This is a genomic window from Streptomyces sp. NPDC054765 (assembly GCF_053612065.1).
This window is the reverse complement of sequence record NZ_JBSHBP010000089.1, coordinates 1-21,651: the sequence shown is the minus strand read 5'-3', so window position 1 is coordinate 21,651 and position 21,651 is coordinate 1. Positions and strand designations below refer to the sequence as shown.

Genomic DNA, 21,651 nt, shown 5'->3' with positions numbered 1-21,651 from the left:
CCGGACTCCGGCCGACCCCCCCCGGCCCACCCCCCCCCTACCCACCACCCCCGGCCGGCCGGCCCCCCCCCCCCAGCGGGGGGCCCCCCGGCCGGGCGGTGAGTGGCGCGGCGGCTAGCCGAGCCGCTGGACCAGCGCGCGGTACTCGTCCCACAGCTCCTTCGGTGTGTGGTCACCGAAGGTGTTGAGGTGCTCGGGGATCAGCGCCGCCTCCTCGCGCCACACGTCCTTGTCGACGGTGAGCAGGAAGTCGAGATCGGCGTCGTCGAGATCCAGGCCCTCGGTGTCCAGCGCGGCCTTCGTGGGCAGCACGCCGATGGGGGTCTCGACGCCCTCGGCCTTGCCGTCCAGCCGCTCGACGATCCACTTGAGCACCCGGCCGTTCTCGCCGAAGCCCGGCCAGACGAAGCGGCCCTTGTCGTCCTTGCGGAACCAGTTGACGTAGTAGATCTTCGGCAGCTTGGACTGGCGGCCTTCCCGCGCGGCGTCGTTGCCGACCTTGACCCAATGCCCCATGTAGTCGCCCATGTTGTAGCCGCAGAACGGCAGCATGGCGAACGGGTCACGGCGCAGCTCGCCGACCTTGCCCTCGGCCGCGGCGGTCTTCTCGCTGGCGACGTTGGCGCCGAGGAAGACGCCGTGCTGCCAGGTCAGCGACTCGGTCACCAGCGGTACGGCGCTGGCGCGACGGCCGCCGAAGAGGATCGCCGAGATCGGCACGCCCTTGGGGTCCTCCCACTCGGGCGCGATGATCGGGCACTGACCGGCCGGGACGGTGAAACGGGCGTTGGGGTGGGCCGCCGGGGTCTCGGACTCCGGGGTCCAGTCGTTGCCCTTCCAGTCGGTCAGGTGGGCGGGCTTGTCCTCCGTCATGCCCTCCCACCACACATCGCCGTCATCCGTCAGCGCGACGTTGGTGAAGACGGAGTTGCCCCACATCGTCTTCATGGCGTTGGCGTTGGTGTGCTCGCCGGTGCCGGGCGCCACGCCGAAGAAGCCGGCCTCGGGGTTGATGGCGTAGAGGCGGCCGTCCTCACCGAAGCGCATCCAGGCGATGTCGTCGCCGACGGTCTCGACGGTCCAGCCGGAGATCGTGGGCTCCAGCATCGCGAGATTGGTCTTGCCACAGGCACTCGGGAAGGCGGCGGCGACGTACTTGGCCTCGCCCTGCGGCGGGGTGAGCTTGAGGATCAGCATGTGCTCGGCGAGCCAGCCCTCGTCCCGCGCCATGACGGAGGCGATACGCAGCGCGTAGCACTTCTTGCCGAGCAGGGCGTTGCCGCCGTAGCCCGAGCCGTAGGACCAGATCTCGCGGTCCTCGGGGAAGTGCGAGATGTACTTGGTGGAGTTGCACGGCCACGGCACATCGGCCTCGCCCTCGGCCAGCGGGGCGCCGAGAGTGTGCACCGCCTTGACGAAGAAGCCGTCCTCGCCGAGCTCGTCGAGCACCGGCTGCCCCATGCGCGTCATGGTGCGCATGGAGACCGCGACATAGGCGGAGTCGGTGATCTCCACACCGATCGCGGAGAGCGGGGAGCCGAGTGGGCCCATGCAGAACGGGACGACGTACATCGTCCGGCCCTTCATCGAACCGCGGAAGATGCCCTTCTCGCCGGCGGAGCTGCTGTCTCCACCGGTAAAGATGGCCCGCATCTCGGCGGGGGCCTTCCAGTGGTTGGTCGGGCCGGCGTCCTCCTCCTTCTCGGAGCAGATGAAGGTGCGGTCCTCGACGCGCGCGACGTCCGAGGGGTCGGAGGCCGCGTAGTACGAGTTGGGGCGCTTGACCGGGTCGAGCTTCTTGAACGTGCCCTTGTCGACGAGCTCCTCGCACAGCCGCTCGTACTCCGTCTCCGAGCCGTCACACCAGACGACCCGGTCGGGCTGGGTGATCGCTGCGATCTCGTCGACCCAGGAGATGAGGCCCTGGTGACGGGTGAGGGTGGGGGCACCCCCTGCACGAAGCGTGTCGGAGTGCTGGGGGGAGGGAGCCGCGTTGTCGCGCGCCACGATCGCTCCTAGATGAGGGTGTGGACGAATTCCTGCCCGGCCTGCCGGGAAAATCCGCTTCTTTTGTTTGCCTGCCCCTTGGGGGCCGCGACCCGGATGCTTCGTGACCGCTCATCCGGTGCCGAACGCACTCATTTGATCATCCGACTCGGATGGAGTTCTGTCCAGAGGGCGCCTTCGTGACCGTCACCACTTCGGCATGCACCGGTAACTTACGGTGGCGTAGGTAGCATTGCGCCATGACTTCCGCGCCCGACGCCGCCGAGAGCCAGCCCCCCTCCGCGCCGCCCGCGATCGCGGCGGTCGCCGCCGCGGCCGCGCCACTCAAGCCCAAACTGCGCGGCTGGCTGCACGCCGGAATGTTCCCCGCCGTCCTCCTCTCCGGCGTGATACTCACCGCTCTGGCCGACAGCCCCCGGGGCCGTCTGGCCTGCGCCGTCTACACCCTGAGCGCCTGCCTGCTCTTCGGGGTCAGCGCCCTTTACCACCGCGGCAATTGGGGACCACGGGCCGACGGTGTGCTGCGTCGTCTCGACCACGCCAATATCTTCCTGATCATTGCGGGCACCTATACGCCGCTGACCATGCTGCTCGTGCCCGGATCCCGTGGTCAGGCACTGCTCTGGGCGATCTGGGGCGCCGCCCTGGCCGGCATCCTCTTCCGGGTCTTCTGGGTCGGCGCACCCCGCTGGCTCTACACCCCCTGCTACATCGCCATGGGCTGGGCCGCGGTCTTCTTCCTGCCCGACTTCCTGCGCACCGGCGGCATCGCGGTCCTGGTCCTCGTCATCGTCGGCGGGCTGCTCTACAGCGCGGGCGGCGTGATCTACGGGATCAAGCGCCCCAACCCCTCACCCCGGTGGTTCGGCTTCCACGAGGTCTTCCACTCCCTCACACTGGCCGCCTTTGTCGTGCACTACGTCGGCATCTCCCTGGTGGCCTATTCGCACCCCTGAGGCAGCACCCCGGCCCCGAACGGACCGATCCCCCGACTCCCCGCGCCACCGTGGCCGCGACCCCGAGGTCGCGGCCATGCGCCGTCCCGGGTCCCGCACGCCCTGTCCCGGGCCCTGCACTCGCCGCCCCGGGCCCCGCACGCCCCGTCCTGGCCCCTGCACGCCCCACACCCCCTTGATATTCACTGAGAGTAATCATTCCCATGCCACAGCGTGACACACCCCACTGACATTCCGCGTTCCCGGGCACGGCAGAGCTCCGTCCGCGCACGAACGCGGCCGTGGCCCCGGGGGTGCCCGATGCCCGACAATGCTGCCCATGGCCGCACGTACCTCCGCCACCACGCCGCCCGGGGCCCCGAAGGCCGGGCTGCGGGAGCGGAAGAAGATCCAGACCCGCCAGGCGATCCGGCGGGCCGCCTACCGGCTCTTCGACGAGCAGGGGTACGACGCGACCCCCGTCGACCAGATCGCCGCGGCCGCGGATTTCTCGCCGAGCACGGTCTTCCGCTACTTCCCCGCCAAGGAAGACATCGTGCTCACGGACGAGTACGACGCCGTGCTGGAGACCGGGATCCGGGCCCGTCCCGTGGACGAGCCGGTGGTCGAGTCGGTGCGGCAGGTCAGCATCGAGGCGCTGCGCCGGATGACCGCCGAGGACCACGGCGAACTCGTGCAGCGACTGCGGCTGATCCGTGAGGTGCCCGCCATCCGGGGCCGTACGGCGGAACACACCGCACAAAACGCCGCGATGCTCACCGCGGTACTGGCGGAGCGTTCCGGCCGTCCGGCCGACGACCTGGAACTGCGCGTGATCAGCGCGGTGATCCTGGCCGCGCTCCAGGAAGCGATGCTCCACTGGGGCGAGGCCGGCCGGACCGCCGGTGCGGAGGCGCACATCCACCGGGCCATGGACGTACTGGCGCGGGGTCTCACGCTCTGAGGGCGGGGGTGTCCGGGGGCGGGGCGGCAGCCAGCCGGAAGATCGGGCCGCTGTCCGGCCCCGCACGGGCTGCCGTGACCGGTCCGGACCGCTCCCCCGGCCCGGACCGCTCCCCCGGCTCCGGTGTCTCCGGCTCCCGCGCCCCGGGCGCCGGTTCGCCCAGGCGGGCCGCGAGCCGCGCCCGCAGGTGCGACAACCGCTCGATACGGGCGTCCAGGTCGGCGAGCCGGCGCCGGGCCACCACTTCGACGGCGGGACAACGCAGCGAATCCGGGTACCGGGGCATCAGGTCCGGCACCCCGCCGTCCGGCATCGTGTGCAGCAGATGCGCGAACGCCCGCACATCACCGACCGTCAGCCCCGCGTCGCGCAGTTCGCGCACCGCTCTCAGCCGACGGATGTCCTCCGCGTCGTACACCCGGTGACCGGACGGTGTCCTCCGGGCCGTCACCAGCCCCTGCTGCTCGTAGTAGCGCAGCGCCCGCGGTGTCATACCGGCAGCCGCCGCGGCGTCCCCGATGCGCATTTCCCCTCCCTCTCCGGCGTGTTTCAGGCTCTCGGCGCCCCGTCCGGACGGCCCTCCCCGGGCCGTGGGCACGCGGCGTTCAGTACCCGCTCGATCCCTGCCGCCCCGTACAGCAGGTCTTCGTCCGCGCCGAAGCCGCCGACGAGTTGGAGCCCGAGCGGCAGCCCGTTGGCGGCGTGACCGGCGGGCAGGCTGACGGACGGCAGCCCGGCATTGCTCCAGGGCAGGCACATGACCGAGGTGCCCGTGGTGGCGAGGCCGGCAGGCGCGGGGCCCGTGGCCGCCGGGGCGATCCACAGGTCGACACCGGCCGCGGCGCGGTCCGCCGCGAGCCGGGCACACAAGGCCCGGCGCCGCTCCCGGGCCGCCTCGTAGGCGGCGGCCCCGATCGTGTGCCCCTGGCGGATGGCCGAGGTGGTCTCCGGCCGGTAGCGGTCGCCGAACCGGGCGAACCAGTCGGCGTGGGCCCGAGCGACCTCGTAGCGGTTCATCGTGAACAGCTGCTCCACGATCTGCTCGAAGTCCTCCATCACCGGTACCTCGTGGACGACGTACCCGGCGGCCCGCAGCAGCTCGCGTTGCCGCGCGAAGGCGTCCAGCGCCTCGTTGTCGGCGCGCTCCAGGTAGGGACCGGCCGGCACCCCCAGCACCGGGCGCGGCGCCGGCCCCGCCGCCTGCTGGGCCCGCCACCCGTCGAGCAGCACCGATGCCGCCAGGGCGACGCCTGCCACCTCCGTCGCGTAGCACCCGAGGGTGTCGAAACTCGCGGCGTTGGGGATCACCCCGTCCATCGGTATCCGCCCGTAGCCCGGCTTGAATCCGACCACGCCGCAGTACGCGGCGGGCCGGATCATCGAGCCGACGGTCTGCGTCCCGATGGCCAGCGGCACCATCCCGGCGGCGACCGCGGCCGCCGACCCGCTGCTCGAACCGCCGGGGGTGTGTGCCGGGTTGTGCGGATTGCGGGTCGGGCCCGGGGCGGTCACCGCGAACTCCGCGGTCACGGTCTTGCCCGCGATCAGCGCACCGGCGGCGCACAGCCGGTCCACGACGGTGGCCTGCGGGCCGCCGAGCACCTCGGGCGGCAGCGCCGAGCCCGCGCGGGTGGGCAGCCCGTCGGCGTGCACGATGTCCTTGATGCCTACGGGGACGCCGTGGAGCACGGGCCGGCCGGCCGCCTCACGCGGACCGGCTGCCGCCCTCCGTCCCGCCGCCTCCAGCAGCCGCGCTCGCCGCCCGGCCTCGGGCACAAAAGCCTGCACCTGCGGATCGACCGCGTCGATACGGTCGCACGTGCGGTGCACCGCGTCGACGGGGTCGTCCGTGCCGGCCCGCAGCGCCGCGGCCTCCTGGACAAGGGATCGCTGCCCGAGCAAGGTCATCACCCGTGCAGGCTACAACCGGGCACTGACAGTGGTGGGTGCACCGGCCCGCCGCACGACGACCCGGTGCCGTGACCTCACAACTCCACGATCACCGCGCCCAGATGACGCCCCTCGGTCAGCTCGCGCAGTGCCCGCGGCGCCTGGCCGATCCCCTGCAGCCGGGAGTGCGGGAAGGTGAGGGTGCCGTCGCGCAGCCCCTCGCCGAACCGCCGGTTCCACTCCGGGATCAGATCCAGGTGCTCGTACAGGGCGACGGCGCGCAGGGTGATGCAGCGGGAGAGCAACGAGAGCGTGTCGATCTCGATGGTGGAGGCCTTGCCCTCCTTGGAGAGCTGGCCGGCGAGCGCGCCGACGATGGCGCACCGGGCGCCGCGGTTGGCGAGGGCCAGGGCGGCCTGCAGCTGTTCGCCGCCCACGTTGTCGAAGACCGCGTCGATGCCTTCCGGGGCGGCCGTGCGCAGCTGCTCCTCGATGGGGCCCGCGCCGCGGATCACCACGGCGTCATAGCCGAGTTCCTTGATCAGCCGGTCCGCCTTCTCCCGCGAGCCCGTACTGCCGATGATCCGGGCGGCGCCGCGCAGCCGGGCGATCTGGCCCGCCAGGGAGCCCACACCGCCTGCCGCTCCGCTGACGAAGACCGTGTCGCCGGGGCGTACTTCGGCGCCGTGCACCATGCCCATCCAGGCGGTGGGGCCCTGGGAGAGGTAGGCGGCCGGGTCGGGCAGCAGGCCAGGGGTGAGCCGGTGCACCTGGTCGGCGTCCACCACGGAGTACTCGCGCCAGCCGAGGCGGTGTTCCACCAGGTCGCCGGGCTCCAGGCCGGTCCCCGGGGCGGCGACCACCTCGCCGACGGCGGCCCCGTGCAGCGGTTTGCCGATCTCGTAGGAGGGCATCGGCACCACGCTGGTCTCGTCCATCAGTGTGCGCATCACGGCGGCGACGCCCATCGCGGTGTTGCGGACCAGCACCTGGCCGGGTCCGGGTTCCGGGACGGGCACCTCCACGATCTCGAAGAGGTCATCGGTGACGGGCCCCTGGGGGCGGGCGGCCAGGCGGACTTCGCGGTGTGTGCGCTGTGTCATGCCCCGAGGCTAAATCCTGACGCGCGCGTCAGGGTCAAGCCGTCGCCGGTCGCAGGACTTGCGGCCAGGCCTGTTCGGGGGGCGGCCGTTGTGGCGGGGCCGTGGGGAACGGGCAAGGTACGGGGGTCCTTCGGCGCGGCCGCTGTGCCGGTCCGCCCCGAAGGACCCCGCCCCTGTCGCCTCACCCCTGGAGTCGCTCCGTCAGCTCCTGCGGGTCCGTCGTCGGCCGCTCACAGGTGAAGTGGCGGCAGACGTAGGCGGCCGGTTGGCCCTCGACCAGGGGACGGTCCTGGAGGAGCGGTACCTCGTCGGCCCCGGGGGCGCCCAGCGCGACGACCGCTCCGGGGGAGGTGCCGAGCAGTGCGGCGCGGTGCAGGGCGACGGTGGCGGGATCACCCTGCGGGCCGACGACGGCGACCTCGCGCGGACCGTCCAGCGCGGCTTCGGCGACGGCCAGCCCCCATCCGATGAAGCGCGGGGCCCGGCCGCCGAGCGCGGTGACGATGCCCAGGGCCCGCTCCGCGGCGTCCCGGTGGAGGCCGCTGCCGGTCAGTGCCGCGTACGACAGCAGCGCACCGGCCGCCGCGGTCCATCCGGAGGGCGTCGCATTGTCGGTCGGGTCCTGGGGACGCCGGATCAGCGTCTCGGCGTCGGCCGCGGTGTCGTAGAGCGCACCGTCCTCGGTGGTGAACTGGAGCAGCACGGTGTCCAGGAAGAAGCCCGCGAACTCCACCCAGACGCCCTCCCCGGTGACCGAGGCCAGAGTGAGGAAGCCCTCCGCGACATCGGCGTAGTCCTCCAGGACACCGGAGTTGGCGCCGGGTGTGCCGTCGCGGGAGGTGCGGTGCAGCCGGGCCTGCCAGTCCATGTGGACGCGGACCAGCAGGTCGGCGGCGTCGGTGGCGGCCTGGATCAGGTCCGGCCGGTCGAAGTAGGCGCCGGTCTCGGCGAGCGCGGCGATGGCCAGCCCGTTCCAGGAGGCGACGACCTTGTCGTCCCGGCCGGGGCGCGGCCGCTCCTCCCGCGCCGCGAGCAGCCGCTGGGTGACCGAGGCCACCCGTTCGGCATCCACCGGGCCTTCGGTGTCCGGGAGTTGGAGGACCGAGGCGCCCTCCTCGAAGGTGCCCTCCTCGGTGACGCCGAAGTAGGCGGCGGCGAACTCCCCGTCCTTCTCACCCAGTACGGCGCGCAGCTGCTCGGGCGTCCAGACGTAGTAGGCGCCCTCGACATGCCTGCCGGTGCCCGAGCCGTCGTCGCTGTCGGCGTCCAGCGCGGAGGCGAAACCGCCCTGCTCCGTGCGGAGTTCGCGGACCATGAAGTCGGCGGTCCCGACGGCGATCCGGCGCGCCAGGTCCGAGCCGGTGGACCGCCACAGATGGGCGTAGGTCCGGCACAGCAGGGCGTTGTCGTAGAGCATCTTCTCGAAGTGCGGCACGGTCCAGGTGGCATCCACCGCATAGCGCGCAAAACCGCCGCCGAGCTGGTCGTAGATGCCGCCGCGGGCCATCGCCCCACAGGTCGCCTGCACCATTTCCAGGGCCCCGGCGGAGCCGGTGCGGGCGTGGTGGCGGAGCAGGAACTCCAGCACCATGGCCGGCGGGAACTTGGGGGCACCGCCGAACCCGCCGTGCACCGCGTCGAATTCGCGGGTCAGGCCCATCAGGGCACCGTGCAGCTCCTCGGGGCGCGGCGGGCGCCGCTCCGCGGGCAGCGACTCGGCCAGGGACCGTCCGGCCAGGTCGGCGACGATCCGGCCGGCGACCTCGCCGACCTCATCGCGGCGGTCGGTCCAGGCGCTGCGCACCCCCTCCAGGATCTGCCCGAAGGACGGCATGCCGTGGCGGGGCTCGGGCGGGAAGTACGTGCCGAAGTAGAAGGGCTCGGCGTCGGGGGTGAGGAAAACGGTCATCGGCCAGCCGCCCTGGCCCGTGGCGGCCTGCACGGCTTCCATGTAGACGGCGTCGACGTCGGGGCGCTCCTCACGGTCGACCTTGACCGCCACGAAGTGGTCATTGAGCAGCGCGGCGGTGACCGGGTCCTCGAAGCTTTCGTGAGCCATCACATGGCACCAGTGGCACGCAGAGTAGCCAACTGATAGCAAAACGGGCACATCACGCCGCCGCGCTTCCTCGAAAGCCTCCGGCGTCCAGGGCCACCAGTCGACCGGATTGTCAGCGTGCTGCAGCAGATAAGGCGAGGTCACGCCAGCCAGCCGGTTCATACGATCCAGCCTCTCACAACGCCCGATCCTGTCATCGAGAACACACGGGCCCTGCCTCCCCGGGCCGAACTACACCTACTGGCAAGGACCCCACAATCCCCTTCTACTGGCGGGTCGAACAGGCCGTCACCGGCGTCCCGATCACCTACACCTACGTCCTCGACCCCGCCACCAAGGCCTACCGGGAAGGCGAGATGTTCACCGGTGCAGTGAAGGCCACCGCATCTTTCTCTGTCACGGTCGACCTTGGGGCCATGTGAGGAACGAAGAAGCTCACCCTGGTTTCGAGGCTTCGCCGGTAGCGTCCGCGTCGTGGTTCTTCGTGGACTCGCCGGGGTGCATTCTCCGCTTCCACGGCAGTTACACCTCCCGCGGGTGCCTCACCAGCTCGTGTGCGATCGTTGCGTCGGGCCCAGTCAGGAACTGATCCAGGTCGCGCCAGCGGCCATAGCGGCGGCCAAGGCGTCAGCGGGTGCCAACCACTCGGAAGCCGGCCTCCATATGGAGGGCGAGGCCGGCGGTGCTCTCCGGGAAGATCCCGGAGAGCGCGGTCCAGATCCCGGCGGCGTCGGTTGCGGGCAGCAGCAACAGCAACAGCAGGGACAGACCCACACCGCGACCCCGGACGTCAGGGTGGGTGGAGACGGAGTCCTCAATCGCCCGTCGCGCCTACTGAGCCCGGCCCCGCCGATCTTCTTGTCGACCGGTGTGGTGCGTGCGCAGGGCCGACCTGCCCACCATACGCACCGCCCCCTGTGGCCCGCTCTTTGTGATCTCGCGCCCTTACTCGCCAGCAGCGGCAGCAGGGATGCTGCCACCCTCCAGGTGTTGGCGGATCCCGGCGTACCGCTCAGGCCCCCCACTCCGGCGAGGCGGCCATCTGGGCTTCGACCCAGGCGTCTATCTCCCTGCCCAGCTGCTCATCGTGCACGTCCATGCCAGTACCCCTTGGAAACTCCCCAGGTCAGGACTACATGGTTGTGTTCGATCGTTGCGCCGCCGGGCAAGGTGACGCCCCATCCGAGGTAGAGGGTGCGGTAGACGCGTCCGAGCGTGGCGCCCGCCTCGACGGCGAAGACCCTTCGGTCCGGGTCGTACGTGACGGCCGTCATCTCGGAGACATCGATCAGGACCCGGACGGCGGGGTCGTCGACGAAGTTCTCGAAGCAGTGCCCGCCGCTGCGGACCGCGACGCGCCCGCGGACGCGGGCCGCTTCCTTCACCGCGCGGACCACCTGACCCGCGGAGCCGACCAGGTGCACGACGTCCGGGGAGCCGGTGAAGCGGCCGTTGTACCCGCGCGTGGTGAGTTCGGTGTACCGGGGGTCGTCCGGCTCCAGCACCACCGGTCCCAGGGACCGCGGTCCCGTCGTCCCGGGGGTGGAGGCGGCGGGGCCGCTGAGGAGCGCGGTGCCCCCGGAGAGCGCCGAGAGTTCCAGCAGCCTTCTGCGTGTGAGTCGCGCCAATGCGGACACCGACCTTCCCGTCCGGCCCGAGGCCGATCGCCGTGTGGGCCGTCAGCCTCGGTGTCCTCGCTGGCGGGACGGTGGAGTCGCGCTGGTACGGGCGGCACCCGACGGGCCGGAAGCGGTGGTTCGGACAACAGCTCGACGGCCCGGTCGGCGGGGACGCGGGGGACGGTTCAAGGAGCAGATCGAGACCGTCAGGGGAGCTGACAAAAACGTCATTAACGCTTCTAAGCTCGAAGAAGTCAAGAGCCCAGGGCATCTGACTTTCCCTCACCCTGCCCCGGAACCGAGGCGGCCGGTCCGGGCACGGGCCGAGCACGGGCCGAGCACCCCCTGACTCGCCCCCAAGAACCCCGTACGGGAGAAACCATGATTCACACCCGCGGGCTCACCCGCAGCTTCCGCGCCAAAGGAGAGAGCGTCGAGGCCGTGCGCGGCCTGGACCTCGACATCGAAGCCGGCTCCGTGGTCGCCTTCCTCGGCCCGAACGGCGCCGGGAAGACCACCAGCCTGCGGATGCTGACCACCCTGCTCCCGCCGACCTCGGGCACCGCCATCGTCGCCGGTCACGACGTGCTGACCGACCCCTCGCGCGTCCGCAACCGCATCGGCTATCTCGGTCAGGGCAACAGCGCCGGCAGCAACTTCCGGGTCAGCGACGAGCTGATCACCCAGGGCCGCGCGTACGGCCTGAGCCGCGCGAAGTCCCGCGCCCGGTCAGAGCGCCTGCTGACCGCGCTCGAACTGGAGGGCCTGGCCAAGCGGACGGTGGGCACTCTCTCGGGCGGCCAGCGCCGCCGCCTGGACATCGCCATGGCCCTGGTCCACGAGCCGGAACTGCTCTTCCTCGACGAGCCCACCACCGGGCTCGACCCGCACAGCCGCGCCAACATCTGGGAGCACGTGCTGCGGCTGCACAAGGAGCTCGGCACCACGATCGTCTTCACCACCCACTACCTGGAGGAGGCGGATCTCTGGGCCCGACGAGTGATGGTGGTCGACCACGGCCGGGTGATCGCCGACGACTCCCCGGAGAAGCTCAAGGCCGACCTGGCCGGCGACCGCATCACGCTGGGGACCGCCGACCGCGCCGACACCGAGCGGGCCGCCGAGCTCGCCCGCGCCCTGCCCACCGTCCACGACGTCACCACCGACGGCACGGAGGTGCGGGTGCGCACCCCCCACGGAGACACCCAACTCCCGGTCCTGCTGCGCAACCTGGAGGCAGTCGGGGTGCGGGCGCTCACCGCCCGGCTCACCCGCCCCACCCTCGACGACGTCTTCCTCAGCCTGACCGGCCGCACCCTGCGGGAGAGCGCCGACGCCACCGCACCGACCACCACCCACGACGGAGCCTGACCATGAAGGTGCTCAACGACACCCGCACCGCATTCGCCCGCGAGCTGGGGCCCGAGCTGCGCCAGCCGGCCGGCCTCCTCTTCACCATGCTGCTGCCCTTCCTCTTCCTCGCCCTCTTCGCTCCCCTGCTCTCGGGCATGAGCCCCGCGGGCGGGGACACGGGCACGGGCTCGCCCTGGCAGTGGTTCGTGCCGGGCATGCTCGTCCTGCTGGCGCTCTCCGCCACCGCCGGGGCCGGGGCCTCCCTGCTCAACGAGATGTCCTCCGGGGCCCTCGAGCGCATGCTCGTGACCCCGCTCAACCGGGCCGCGATGCTCGTGGGGCGGGCGCTCAAGGAGGTCGTGATCCTGCTGACGCAGGCCCTGCTGATCCTCGCCCTGCTGCTGCCGACCGACTTCCGGCTCCGGCCGCTCGGCGCCCTGGCGGGCCTGGCGCTGCTGACCGTCTTCGGGATCGGGATCGGCGCGCTCTCCTTCACCCTGGCGCTCCACTCCCGCAAGCAGCAGACCCTGTTCCACGGGGTGCAGCAGATGATCTTCTTCCCCCTGCTGCTGCTCTCCGGCATCCTGCTGCCCATCACCCAGGCCTCGGCCCCCACCTGGCTCTACGTCCTGAGCCGGATCAACCCCGCGACCTATGTGGCCGAGGCCGAACGAGCCTTGTTCGACGGCCGGTTCGCCGCGACGAGCGTGCTGTACGGGGTCCTCGCGGCGACGGCCATCGCGGTGCTGGGGGTCTTCGCGGGCATCCGGGGCATGCGCAACGCCTCCGTGTGACGCGCCGGCCGCCGCACCCGCCCGCCGCCACCGCCACCCGCCGCCGACTCCGTACGCGAAGGAGCACCGCACCGTGACCGCCGAAGCCCTCCGGGCCGCCCCGCGTCCCGAACCCCGCACCGTGGACGTCTGGTTCGACCCCGCCTGCCCGTACACCTGGCTGACCGCCCGCTGGCTGCGGGAGGCCGCCGCGGTCCGCCCGCTGGAGCCGCGCTGGCACCTGATGAGCCTGACCCTCCTCAACGAGGACTGGGACGACGATCCCGAGGGCGACCCCGAGGGGTACCTGTTGGTGCCCGTGCGGATCGGCACCGCCGTCCGGCATCACCACGGGCAGGAGGCCCTGGGCCGCTTCCACGCCTCGCTGTGGGCCGATCTCGACTCCCCCGGCGGGGGCGGCGGGAACGCCAGGAAGTGGATCAACGATCCGGCCCTGGCACTGGCCCACGCGGGCCTGCCGACGGAGCTGGCGGCGGCCGGTACGTCCGCCGCCTACGACGAGGAGCTGCGGGCCTCGCACGCGGAGGCCGTACGGCTCCTGGGCCCGCGGCCCGGGACGCCGGTGGTGGCGGTCGGGGATTCGGCGGAGCCGCACCGTCCCCCGCTGGCCTTCTTCGGGCCGGTCGTCTCCCGCGTACCGGAGGGGGAGGAGGCGGGGCGGCTGTGGGACGGGACGCTGCTGGTGGCCGGGACCCCCGGGTTCCACGCACTCAAGGGAAGGCCCGCCGACCCGGACCCGGACGTGACCGGATCGGACGTCGATCCGGCGTGACCGGGCCCGCGCCGGCGGGCGTTCGGACGGGACGCGCGGGAGCCCGCGCGCTCCCGGGGTCAGTAGTTGCCGAGGCCGCCACAGACGTTGAGGGCCTGGGCGGTGATGGGCGCGGCCGGTGGCTGGGGCACGTCCTCGAACGCCACGGACCGGAAGGGCCGGGCCGGGGGTTCGACGAGGAATTGGTGGTCGGCCAATGGACCCTGGACCCGGTGCCCATCTCCCTCGCCCTGCCGGTCTCCCTCCCCCGGGTCCCGGTGCGCTACGTGCCGTACAACGGCCCCGCGCGCGTGCCCGGACGGCTGGACGAGCCGACCGGGCGGCGCCGGATCTGCCTCACCCTCGGCGTCTCCTTCCGGGAGGTCGTCGGCGAGGACCAGGCGTGGTCGCGAGCTGCTGGAGGCCGTGACCGACCTCGACGTGGAGGTGGTGGCCACGCTCAACGCCGATGCCCGCCGGGATCGTCCCGGTCCTCGAACGGCTGGTGAACGCCCATCGCCCACCGCGGCGGAGCGGCACATGACATACGGTCGGAGCGAGAAGACCACGGTCTGCGACGGTTGAGGTGACACCGCCTTGAGGACACACATCCCCTATCTCTTAGCCGTGGCGAGCACGGTCGCGACACGCCGGGTGGACGAGCGGCTGGCGGCATACGACCTGACGGTGCGCCAGTACGGTCTGCTCGCCCAGCTCTCGCTCGAACCCGAGCTGACCATGGCGGAGCTGGCCCGTCAGCTCGGCATCGCCCGGCAGTCGGTGCACCAGCTGGTCAACGAACTCGTCGAGGCCGGCCATGTGCGCCGGCGTCCGGGCGCGGACGACCGCTCGCGCCGGCTGGAGATCACCGATACCGCGCACTACCTGCTGAGCCGGATCGACGGGCCGCTGGAGCGGGTGGAGGCGAAGCTGCTCGGCGATCTCGCCTCGGACGAGGCCGAGACCCTACGCAGCCTCCTCCAGCGCGTCCTGGCCCACGCCACCGACGACGAGGCCTGGCTGCCCGCCCGCTGACGTCGGGCGCGGCGCGTCCGGGCGTTCGGTACGTACCGGCGTTCGGTGGGCAGCGGCCTTCGGTGGGCGGCGCGTACGACGGCGCGGGTACCAACGGGAGTCGAGGCCGTGTCGAGGTACGGTCCCTGGCCTCGCCGCCATGCGTGTGCTGTTCGTAACCCTGGCCGCCTCACCCCACTTCTTCGTCCAGGTGCCGCTGGCCTGGGCCCTGCGCGCCGCCGGACACGAGGTGCGCGTCGCCAGTCAGCCCGACCTCATGGACACCATCACCGCCGCCGGGCTGCCCGCGACCCCGGTGGGCCCCCGGCTCGCCCAGGACGAGTCCGTCGAGGAGCTGCGGCGGCGGGGGAGAAGGCCGCCGAGCGCCTGACGGAGCCGCCGGACGCCCAGGAACTGATACGGATGGCGGAGGACCGGCCCGAGCGGCTGACCCCCGACTTCCTGGACGGGCTGTTCACGGTGATGACCTCGGCCATCTTCCAGAACTTCTCGGTCGAGGAGACCATGGACGACCTGGCGGCGCTGACCCGGCGGTGGCGCCCCGACCTGGTGGTCCGGGACACCCTGACGATGGGCGGGGCGGTCGCCGCCCGCGCGTCCGGGGCGGCCCACACACGCCTCCTCTACGGACTCGACCTGATGGGCACGATGCGGGAGCGGCACCTGGCGTCGCTCGCCGCGCGGCCCCCGGAGCTGCGGGAGGACCCGCTCGCCGAGTGGCTCGGCTGGACGGCGGCCCGGTACGGCGGCGGGTTTCACGGAGGATCTGGTGACCGGCCAGTGAGGCGCGGGGAGCCGGGAGCGGAGGGAGTTGTCCACAGGCCTGCCGGAATGCGCGCGAACGCGGAACACTGTGCGTACGGCGACGATCACCGCTGGACACTGCTGGAACTGCTGGAGGGGGATGGGCATGCCGGGCTCACTGGCTGTGCTGCGCGACGATCACCGGGCGGACGCGGAAGCACTGTTGACCAGAGCCGTCGAGGAAGAGGTACGGCGCTCGGGCGGCCGGCTCGACGGGGAAACGCTGCTCGGCCGGGCGCGGGCGGCGCTGGACGATCTGGCGGGCAGCGCCGCGGAGGAGTACACCGCGTATGTCCGGGCGCTGGACGAGGCCGCCGCCGGCCGGCCGTCGCTGGCCCGGCGGCTGTCGCGCAAGGAGTTGGGCACCCCCGCGGTGGCGACGGCCGTGGCGGCGGTGGCGGCCTTCGGTACGGACCTCGCGTACGGCACGGGCGCGGGCGCGGCGCTGGGTGTGGGGGCCGCCGCGCTGGTGGCGGGCGCGGCGGCCACGGTCCTGAAGCTGACCGCGGGCCACTGGCCGGCCGCGCACCGGGAGGCCGGGATGCGCGGGCAGCCCGGTGGCGCGCAGCAGCTGCGGCTGCAGTGGCTGACGGCGCTGGAGGTGCGCGGCATCCGGCCGTTCCTGGACCAGCAGCGGATGCTGACGACAGCGGCCCGCGGCGGCGGCAAGGCGTCCAAGCCCGTCGCCTCGAAGACCGGCCGCGGGCCGCAGCTGCGCGGCGCGGACCGCAGCGCGGCGGCCCGGCAGCGGTCGCTGCTGGAGCACTCGTTCTCCCAACTTCCGCGCCCGGACGGCCCGTTCGCCGGGCGGCGGGCGGAGCTGACGCAGATCGCCCAGTGGGTGCATGCGGCCCGTGCGAGCACGGAGACCAAACCGACGGTGGTGATACTGCACGGCGAGCCGGGCTCGGGCCGTACGGCACTCGCGGTGCGCGCCACGCACCAGCTGCGCGATCAGTTCCGTGGCGCGTGTGTGGTGGATCTGCGCTGCGACACCCCGGGTGAGGTGGCGCTGCCGACCCGGGACGCGCTGCTGCATCTGCTCAACCGGCTGGGCGCACCACGCGAGCAGCTGCTGTTCCGCGAGCGTCCGTCCCAGGAGCAGCACGTCAAGCGGCTCACCGACCTCTACCACCAGCATCTGACGGGCCTTCCGGTGACGGTGCTGCTGGATGACGCCGCGGATCCCGAGCAGGTGGGCACTCTCGTGCCGGAGCGGTCCGACAGCCTGGTGCTGGTCACCTCCCGTACGCCGCTGGAGCTGCCCGAGAGCATCGACGCGTGGGTGCATCAGCTGCCGGTGGGCCCCCTGGACGCCGCGGGCGCCGAAGAGCTGCTGCGGGCCACCGCCGCGGCCGGCACCGAGACTCCGGACGAGACGGGTCCCTACGACTCACAAGCCGTCGACGAGATCTCCCGGCTGTGCGCGGGGCTGCCGCTGGCGCTGCGGGTGGCGGGCTCCGCCCTCGGCTCGCGCACCGCCACCGCACTGGCCACGGACCTGGCGGCGCACGGCCCGGTGCCTCCGGTGGAGCGTGCGCTGGGGCTGCGCTATGCCGACCAGTCGGAGACGGCCCGCCGGCTGCTGCGCCGGCTGGCGCTGGTCGGCCGGGCGAGCCTGGGGGCGGCGGCCTCGGCGGCGCTGCTGGGCGTCGAGCAGGCGGAGGCGGAGCGGCAGCTGGCGACGCTGGCGCGGGCGGGGCTGATCGAGCATGTGCGCGGTGAGCGCTACCGCCTCCATGCCATGGTGCACAGCTTCGCGCACGACCGGCTGATGGCCGAGGAGGAAGCGGGCGAGCGCGGCGCCGCCCAGGAGCGGCTGATCCGTGCCTATGCGGAGCTGGCCGACTCGGTCATCCGGCTGGTCGACGGGCGTACGTCCACCCGTGCCGACCGCTTCGGCTCGCATGGCTTCACCTCCCTGGACGCGGCCCTGCAGTGGCTGGACGACGAGACCAGCTTCATCACGGCCGCGCTGCGCCATGCCGACCAGGGCGTGGACCAGGCGGCCGTCTCGCATCTGCTGGGCGCGCTGGCCGACTACTGCCTGCTGCGCGGTGACCTCTACCGTCTCGGCGAGCTGAGCGAGCTGACCCGGGCGGTCGGGCAGGGGCTGCTGGTCCGCTCGGTGCAGTGGCGTACGGGTGTGGCGGCCCGCCAGCTCGGCGAACTGGACAAGGCGCGGACGACACTGTCATCGGTGGTCGATCTGTACTTCGAGGCACAGCACCCGGCGGGCGCCGCCCGTGCGCTGCGCGATCTGGGCATCACGCTCCAGCAGCAGGGCAATCTCGTGGAGGCCGCGGCCAAGCTCCGCGAGGCGCTGGAGCTGCAGTCCGGCCCCGACATGCACGGTGACCGAGCCTGGACGCTGCACGCCCTGGCGGCCGTGGAGCGGGACCGTGCGCAGATCGCCGAGGCCGTCGCCATGCTGCGGGAGGCCCTGGAGCTGCACGAGGAGAGCGAGAGCATCCACGGCCAGGCATGGGCGCACTTCCAGCTCGGCCAGGTGTATCTGCGGATGGGCGATGTACCGGCGGCCGACCGGTCGCTGCATGCGGCGATGGAGCTCTACGGCCGTACGCACGACGAGCGCGGCGAGGCCTGGGCGATGACCCAGCTGGCACGCGCCCGGCTGGTGGACGGCGAGCCGGGGCCCGCGGTGGACCAGCTGCGGCAGGCGCTGCCGCTGCACCACCAGCACGAGGACGCCCGCGGCGAGGCCTGGACGATGTACTACCTGGGCCAGGCCCTGGAGGAGCGCGGCGAGCACGATGCGGCGCTGCGGCAGCTGGAGCGGTCGCGGACGATGTTCAGCCGGATGCAGGACGGCTACGGCCTGGCCTGCGCCCGGCACCACTCGGGAAGGGTCACCCGCGATCTGCGCGCCGAGCAGACCGGCTCGCTGCGCAACAGCGGCTTCGCCCGGCAGCTCCTGCAGGATGCCCGTAAGGACTTCCAGCGGATAGGGGTACCGCACGGGGAGGCATGGTCCTGCCTGGAGCTGCTGATCATCGACGCGGGCAACGGGCGGGCGGCGCAGGCCCTGGAACTGGCCGACGAAGCGGCGCGGATATTTGCCGGCTACGGCGACCGGCGCGGCGAGGACTGGGCGCGGTTCCTGCGCTGCACGCTGCTGCCGCTGGCCTCGCCGGGCGGCTGTGTGGTGGGCGCGGCGGTCGCCCAGGAGGAGCTGGCGCAGCTGGTCCGCGAGAAGCACGCGGCCCGCGATTCCAAGGTGGAGGACTGCGCGGAGGCGTTCGCGCTGCTGCTGGACCGCGGGGTGGAGCCGGAGACGGGGTGGCAGGCATGGCGGCTCGGCATGGTGCCCAACCGCCATGCACGCGAGGTCATGGGGGTGCAGCCCGCACCGGCCGTCTCGGAGTGACCCACGGCACGGCGGTGCGCGGGCGCGACACCGCAGTGCGGGCGTCGCGCACCGGGCTCACCGCAGGTCCGTGCCCCGTCCGTGCCCCGTCCGTGCAGCCTCCGTACCGCGGCGGTGCCCCGCCCGTGCCCCGGTGGTGCCCCGCCCGTGCTCAGGTGGCGGATCGGGCCCGGCCCGCCGACCGCTCGGGCCGGCGAGCCGCCGGGCCGGTCGGCCGGCCGTGTCCATCGGCCGGCCGTCGACCGCCACCCGGTCTCCACGGACCGGCCGGCCCTGCCTGGGGGCCGGTCCTCAGCTGGTCTTCGGCTTGGGTGCCGGCGTGGCTGCGGAGGCGTGGGTGCCTGCCGCGCCGGCCTCCGGCTGTTCCTCGAAGTCGACCTTCTTCATCTGCTTGTTCATCGACTTCATCAGCAGCCACACGGCGCCGCCGATGACCGCGAAGACGATGAAGCCGAGGACGCCGGGGGTCACCTTGTCCTTGTCGAAACTGTCGGCAAGGGTGACCAAGTGCGTCAGGGCGAGGGTGCTGGTCGCGCTCATCATGGGCTCAATTGTTGCGGATGCCCGCGAAGAGGTCGTCCTCGGGGAGGGAAGTGTCCACGAGAGACTTCGCGAGCTCGTACTCCTCCGTCGGCCAGACCTCGCGCTGGATGTCCATCGGCACCCGGAACCAACCGCCGTCGGGGTCGATCTGGGTGGCGTGGGCGATCAGCGCCTTGTCCCGGATCTCGAAGAAGTCGGCGCACGGAACGTACGTGGTCAGCGTGCGCTCGCGCTGCTCGAACTGCTTCCAGCGCTCCAGCCACTCGCCGTAGGGCGAATCCATGCCGCGCTCCAGCAGCGCCTCGTGCAGCGCGATCGTGCGCGGCTTGTTGAAGCCCTGGTTGTAGTAGAGCTTCTGGGGCTGCCAGGGCTCGCCGGCCTCCGGGTACTTCTCCGGGTCGCCGGCCGCATCGAAGGCCGCCATCGTGATCTTGTGGGTCATGATGTGGTCGGGGTGCGGATAGCCGCCGTTCTCGTCGTAGGTCGTGATGACCTGCGGCTTGAACTCCCGGATCAGCTTGACCAGGGGCGCCGCCGCCTCCTCGACGGACAGCAGCGCGAAGCAGCCGTCGGGCAGCGGCGGCAGCGGGTCGCCCTCGGGCAGCCCGGAGTCGACGAAGCCGAGCCACTCCTGCTTGACGCCCAGGATTTCCCGGGCCTCGTCCATTTCCTTCTTCCGCACCTCGTGGATGTGCTCCTCGATGTACGGGTCTCCCTGGAGTTTGGGGTTGAGGATGGAACCTCGCTCACCGCCTGTGCAGGTGGCGACCAGCACGTCCACCCCCTCGGACACGTACTTGGCCATCGTGGCCGCACCCTTGCTCGACTCGTCGTCGGGGTGGGCGTGGACCGCCATCAATCGCAGCTGCTCAGTCAAGACTCGATCCTCAGTAAAGGTCCGGAGAAGATGCCTCCTATAGTGACCGAAGCGAGGGGGCGCTGTATTCCCTGGGGCGGGGACCCCCCGGGGGTTCATGGCCCAGGTCCCCGTACCAGGAGGATGGATCATGACCGCGGTGCGTGAAGGGCTCCCCGACGGACGCTACGGCCGCTCCGCGGATGAGCGTGCGGACCGTAAGCTCAAGATCATCGGAGCGGTGCTCGGCGCCGTCCTGCTGGGGGTGATCGGCTGGACCGGTGTCTCGTACATCGCCGGACAGGACCTCAGCGGCCGCGTGATCACCTGGGACACGGTCTCCGATCATGCCGTCAAGATCCACCTCGAAGTCGTCAAGGGCACGGGCGACAAGGGCGTGTGCACGCTCCGCTCGCAGGCCGAGGACGGCTCCGAGGTCGGCCGCAAGGACGTGACCATCGATCAGCGCTCGGGCCAGGTGGACACCGAGGTCACCCTGCGTACGACGAAGCGGGCGACCAACGCCGTGCTCGTCGGCTGCACGGCCTCGCGCAACGGCTGACCTGCACGGCAGCGCCGGCGTTCCCCCGTACGGGCCCGCGACAGCCCCGTACGGCCCGCACCACGCCCGCCACGCCCGCCACGCCCGCCACGCCTAGGGTCCCGCACCCCGCCCGCCACGCCCGTAGGGACCCGCACCACGCCCGCCGCTCTCCGTACACGCGCCACCGCTCACCCGCGGGTCGTGTCGTGACCGCCTCTGATCAGCGATGATGCGTTCCTGTGCGGCCGCTGTGAATTTCCTCTTCCCCGTTTTGTGCCGGAATTGTTAGGCTCGTGGTTTCGCCCACCTGTGAAGGCGCAAACCTTCCTGGTAGGGCGTTTGATGTATCCCCAGTACCGACGAGGAGCACCTGTGACCCAGACCAGCGAAAACGTCACCTGGCTTACCCAGGAGGCGTATGACCAGCTCAAGGCCGAGCTGGAGCACCTGTCTGGTCCCGCACGCGCCGAGATCACCGAGAAGATCGCGGCGGCCCGCGAGGAAGGTGACCTGAAGGAGAACGCCGGGTACCACGCGGCCAAGGAAGAGCAGGGCAAGCAGGAGCTGCGCGTCCGCCAGCTCACCCAGCTGCTGCAGACCGCGAAGGTCGGCGAGGCCCCCGCCGCCACCGGCGTCGTCGCTCCCGGCATGGTCGTCACCATCGCGTTCGACGGGGACCCGGACGACACGCTGTCGTTCCTTCTGGCCTCCCGGGAGTACGCGAGCTCGGACATCGAGACCTACTCCCCCCAGTCGCCGCTGGGCACCGGCGTGAACGGCAAGAAGGTCGGCGCCGAGGCGGAGTACGAGCTCCCCAACGGCAAGAAGGCCGCCGTGAAGATTCTCGACGCGAAGCCGTACACCGGCTGAGTCCCGAGCACCCCTCGGACGCCGAAGCGGCCCGGAGCCACCACGGCGGTTTCTGGAGATCGTCGCAACACGTGGTCGGTTTGATCAGACTGCGAGGAGTTTATGCAGGCGCTCGGCTGGGGTTTCCCAGCCGAGC

The 21,651-nt window shown here is 71.9% G+C and carries 21 protein-coding genes and 2 pseudogenes; 13 read left to right on the top strand and 10 right to left on the bottom strand.

Annotated elements, in window-relative coordinates; all coding sequences use genetic code 11:
• Positions 1-114: 114 nt before the first annotated feature.
• The gene (locus ACWGJY_RS34280; RefSeq protein WP_453264788.1) at positions 115-2,007 is read right to left on the bottom strand and encodes a phosphoenolpyruvate carboxykinase (GTP); all 1,893 of its coding nucleotides are present in this window, start codon (positions 2,005-2,007) and stop codon (positions 115-117) included.
• Positions 2,008-2,246: 239 nt separating this feature from the next.
• Between ACWGJY_RS34280 and trhA the strand changes: the two genes are divergently transcribed.
• A complete protein-coding gene (trhA, locus tag ACWGJY_RS34275) occupies positions 2,247-2,963 on the top strand; it encodes a PAQR family membrane homeostasis protein TrhA (RefSeq protein WP_453264787.1) in 717 nt (238 codons plus the stop codon).
• Between the two features lie 310 nt (positions 2,964-3,273).
• Positions 3,274-3,906 (top strand): TetR/AcrR family transcriptional regulator, encoded by a 633-nt coding sequence (locus ACWGJY_RS34270; RefSeq protein WP_453264786.1) that lies wholly within the window; start codon positions 3,274-3,276, stop codon positions 3,904-3,906.
• Here ACWGJY_RS34270 and ACWGJY_RS34265 read toward each other — a convergent pair.
• The 4 genes from ACWGJY_RS34265 to ACWGJY_RS34250 all read right to left on the bottom strand — a co-directional run bounded on the left by ACWGJY_RS34265 (position 3,896) and on the right by ACWGJY_RS34250 (position 9,120).
• On the bottom strand, positions 3,896-4,432 hold the full coding sequence (locus ACWGJY_RS34265; protein WP_453264785.1) for a MerR family transcriptional regulator: 537 nt from the start codon (positions 4,430-4,432) through the stop codon (positions 3,896-3,898). The genes ACWGJY_RS34270 and ACWGJY_RS34265 overlap by 11 nt on opposite strands.
• A gap of 23 nt (positions 4,433-4,455) precedes the next feature.
• Entirely contained in the window at positions 4,456-5,817 is a 1,362-nt protein-coding gene (locus tag ACWGJY_RS34260) for an amidase (protein WP_453264784.1), read from the bottom strand.
• Positions 5,818-5,891: 74 nt separating this feature from the next.
• Positions 5,892-6,899 (bottom strand): MDR family NADP-dependent oxidoreductase, encoded by a 1,008-nt coding sequence (locus ACWGJY_RS34255; protein ID WP_453264783.1) that lies wholly within the window; start codon positions 6,897-6,899, stop codon positions 5,892-5,894.
• A gap of 181 nt (positions 6,900-7,080) precedes the next feature.
• The gene (locus tag ACWGJY_RS34250) at positions 7,081-9,120 is read right to left on the bottom strand and encodes a thioredoxin domain-containing protein (protein ID WP_453264782.1); all 2,040 of its coding nucleotides are present in this window, start codon (positions 9,118-9,120) and stop codon (positions 7,081-7,083) included.
• Positions 9,121-9,215: 95 nt separating this feature from the next.
• Between ACWGJY_RS34250 and ACWGJY_RS34245 the strand changes: the two are divergent.
• Positions 9,216-9,380: pseudogene (locus ACWGJY_RS34245) on the top strand (Uma2 family endonuclease); the annotation flags it as partial.
• A 205-nt stretch (positions 9,381-9,585) separates the two neighbouring features.
• Here ACWGJY_RS34245 and ACWGJY_RS34240 read toward each other — a convergent pair.
• On the bottom strand, positions 9,586-9,732 hold the full coding sequence (locus ACWGJY_RS34240) for a hypothetical protein (RefSeq protein WP_453264781.1): 147 nt from the start codon (positions 9,730-9,732) through the stop codon (positions 9,586-9,588).
• Positions 9,733-10,040: 308 nt separating this feature from the next.
• On the bottom strand, positions 10,041-10,586 hold the full coding sequence (locus ACWGJY_RS34235; RefSeq protein WP_453264780.1) for an FAD-binding oxidoreductase: 546 nt from the start codon (positions 10,584-10,586) through the stop codon (positions 10,041-10,043).
• A 372-nt stretch (positions 10,587-10,958) separates the two neighbouring features.
• On the opposite strand from ACWGJY_RS34235, the gene ACWGJY_RS34230 reads away from it, so the two are divergent.
• From ACWGJY_RS34230 to ACWGJY_RS34220, 3 genes are all read left to right on the top strand, one after another.
• On the top strand, positions 10,959-11,948 hold the full coding sequence (locus tag ACWGJY_RS34230; protein WP_453264779.1) for an ATP-binding cassette domain-containing protein: 990 nt from the start codon (positions 10,959-10,961) through the stop codon (positions 11,946-11,948).
• Between the two features lie 2 nt (positions 11,949-11,950).
• Complete coding sequence (locus ACWGJY_RS34225) at positions 11,951-12,724, top strand: ABC transporter permease (RefSeq protein ID WP_453264778.1); 774 nt, start codon at positions 11,951-11,953, stop codon at positions 12,722-12,724.
• Positions 12,725-12,797: 73 nt separating this feature from the next.
• Positions 12,798-13,496 (top strand): mycothiol-dependent nitroreductase Rv2466c family protein, encoded by a 699-nt coding sequence (locus tag ACWGJY_RS34220; RefSeq protein WP_453264777.1) that lies wholly within the window; start codon positions 12,798-12,800, stop codon positions 13,494-13,496.
• Positions 13,497-13,555: 59 nt separating this feature from the next.
• Here the strand turns inward: ACWGJY_RS34220 and ACWGJY_RS34215 are convergent, their stop codons facing one another.
• Positions 13,556-13,693 carry a hypothetical protein gene (locus ACWGJY_RS34215; RefSeq protein WP_453264776.1) on the bottom strand — a complete coding sequence of 46 codons (138 nt, stop codon included), beginning with the start codon at positions 13,691-13,693 and terminating at the stop codon, positions 13,556-13,558.
• Here ACWGJY_RS34215 and ACWGJY_RS34210 point away from each other — a divergent pair.
• From ACWGJY_RS34210 to ACWGJY_RS34190, 5 genes and pseudogenes are all read left to right on the top strand, one after another.
• On the top strand, positions 13,682-13,984 hold the full coding sequence (locus ACWGJY_RS34210) for a hypothetical protein (protein ID WP_453264775.1): 303 nt from the start codon (positions 13,682-13,684) through the stop codon (positions 13,982-13,984). The two genes, ACWGJY_RS34215 and ACWGJY_RS34210, sit on opposite strands and share 12 nt — an antisense overlap.
• 118 nt (positions 13,985-14,102) lie before the next feature.
• A complete protein-coding gene (locus ACWGJY_RS34205; protein WP_453264774.1) occupies positions 14,103-14,510 on the top strand; it encodes a MarR family winged helix-turn-helix transcriptional regulator in 408 nt (135 codons plus the stop codon).
• Between the two features lie 139 nt (positions 14,511-14,649).
• Positions 14,650-14,880, top strand: coding sequence for a hypothetical protein (locus ACWGJY_RS34200; RefSeq protein ID WP_453264773.1), 231 nt, complete (start codon positions 14,650-14,652; stop codon positions 14,878-14,880).
• Positions 14,881-14,912: 32 nt separating this feature from the next.
• Positions 14,913-15,224, top strand: a pseudogene (locus ACWGJY_RS34195) (glycosyl transferase family 28); the annotation flags it as partial.
• A 196-nt stretch (positions 15,225-15,420) separates the two neighbouring features.
• Positions 15,421-18,702 (top strand): tetratricopeptide repeat protein, encoded by a 3,282-nt coding sequence (locus tag ACWGJY_RS34190; RefSeq protein ID WP_453264772.1) that lies wholly within the window; start codon positions 15,421-15,423, stop codon positions 18,700-18,702.
• Between the two features lie 291 nt (positions 18,703-18,993).
• Here ACWGJY_RS34190 and ACWGJY_RS34185 read toward each other — a convergent pair whose 3' ends face one another.
• Together ACWGJY_RS34185 and mca are read right to left on the bottom strand one after the other, a co-directional pair.
• Positions 18,994-19,245, bottom strand: coding sequence for a hypothetical protein (locus ACWGJY_RS34185; protein ID WP_453264771.1), 252 nt, complete (start codon positions 19,243-19,245; stop codon positions 18,994-18,996).
• Between the two features lie 4 nt (positions 19,246-19,249).
• Entirely contained in the window at positions 19,250-20,122 is an 873-nt protein-coding gene (mca, locus tag ACWGJY_RS34180; RefSeq protein WP_453264770.1) for a mycothiol conjugate amidase Mca, read from the bottom strand.
• 130 nt (positions 20,123-20,252) lie between these two features.
• Between mca and ACWGJY_RS34175 the strand changes: the two genes are divergently transcribed.
• Both ACWGJY_RS34175 and greA read left to right on the top strand, forming a co-directional pair.
• Entirely contained in the window at positions 20,253-20,663 is a 411-nt protein-coding gene (locus ACWGJY_RS34175; protein ID WP_453264769.1) for a DUF4307 domain-containing protein, read from the top strand.
• Positions 20,664-21,017: 354 nt separating this feature from the next.
• The gene (greA, locus tag ACWGJY_RS34170) at positions 21,018-21,515 is read left to right on the top strand and encodes a transcription elongation factor GreA (RefSeq protein WP_030088184.1); all 498 of its coding nucleotides are present in this window, start codon (positions 21,018-21,020) and stop codon (positions 21,513-21,515) included.
• Positions 21,516-21,651: the final 136 nt, after the last annotated feature.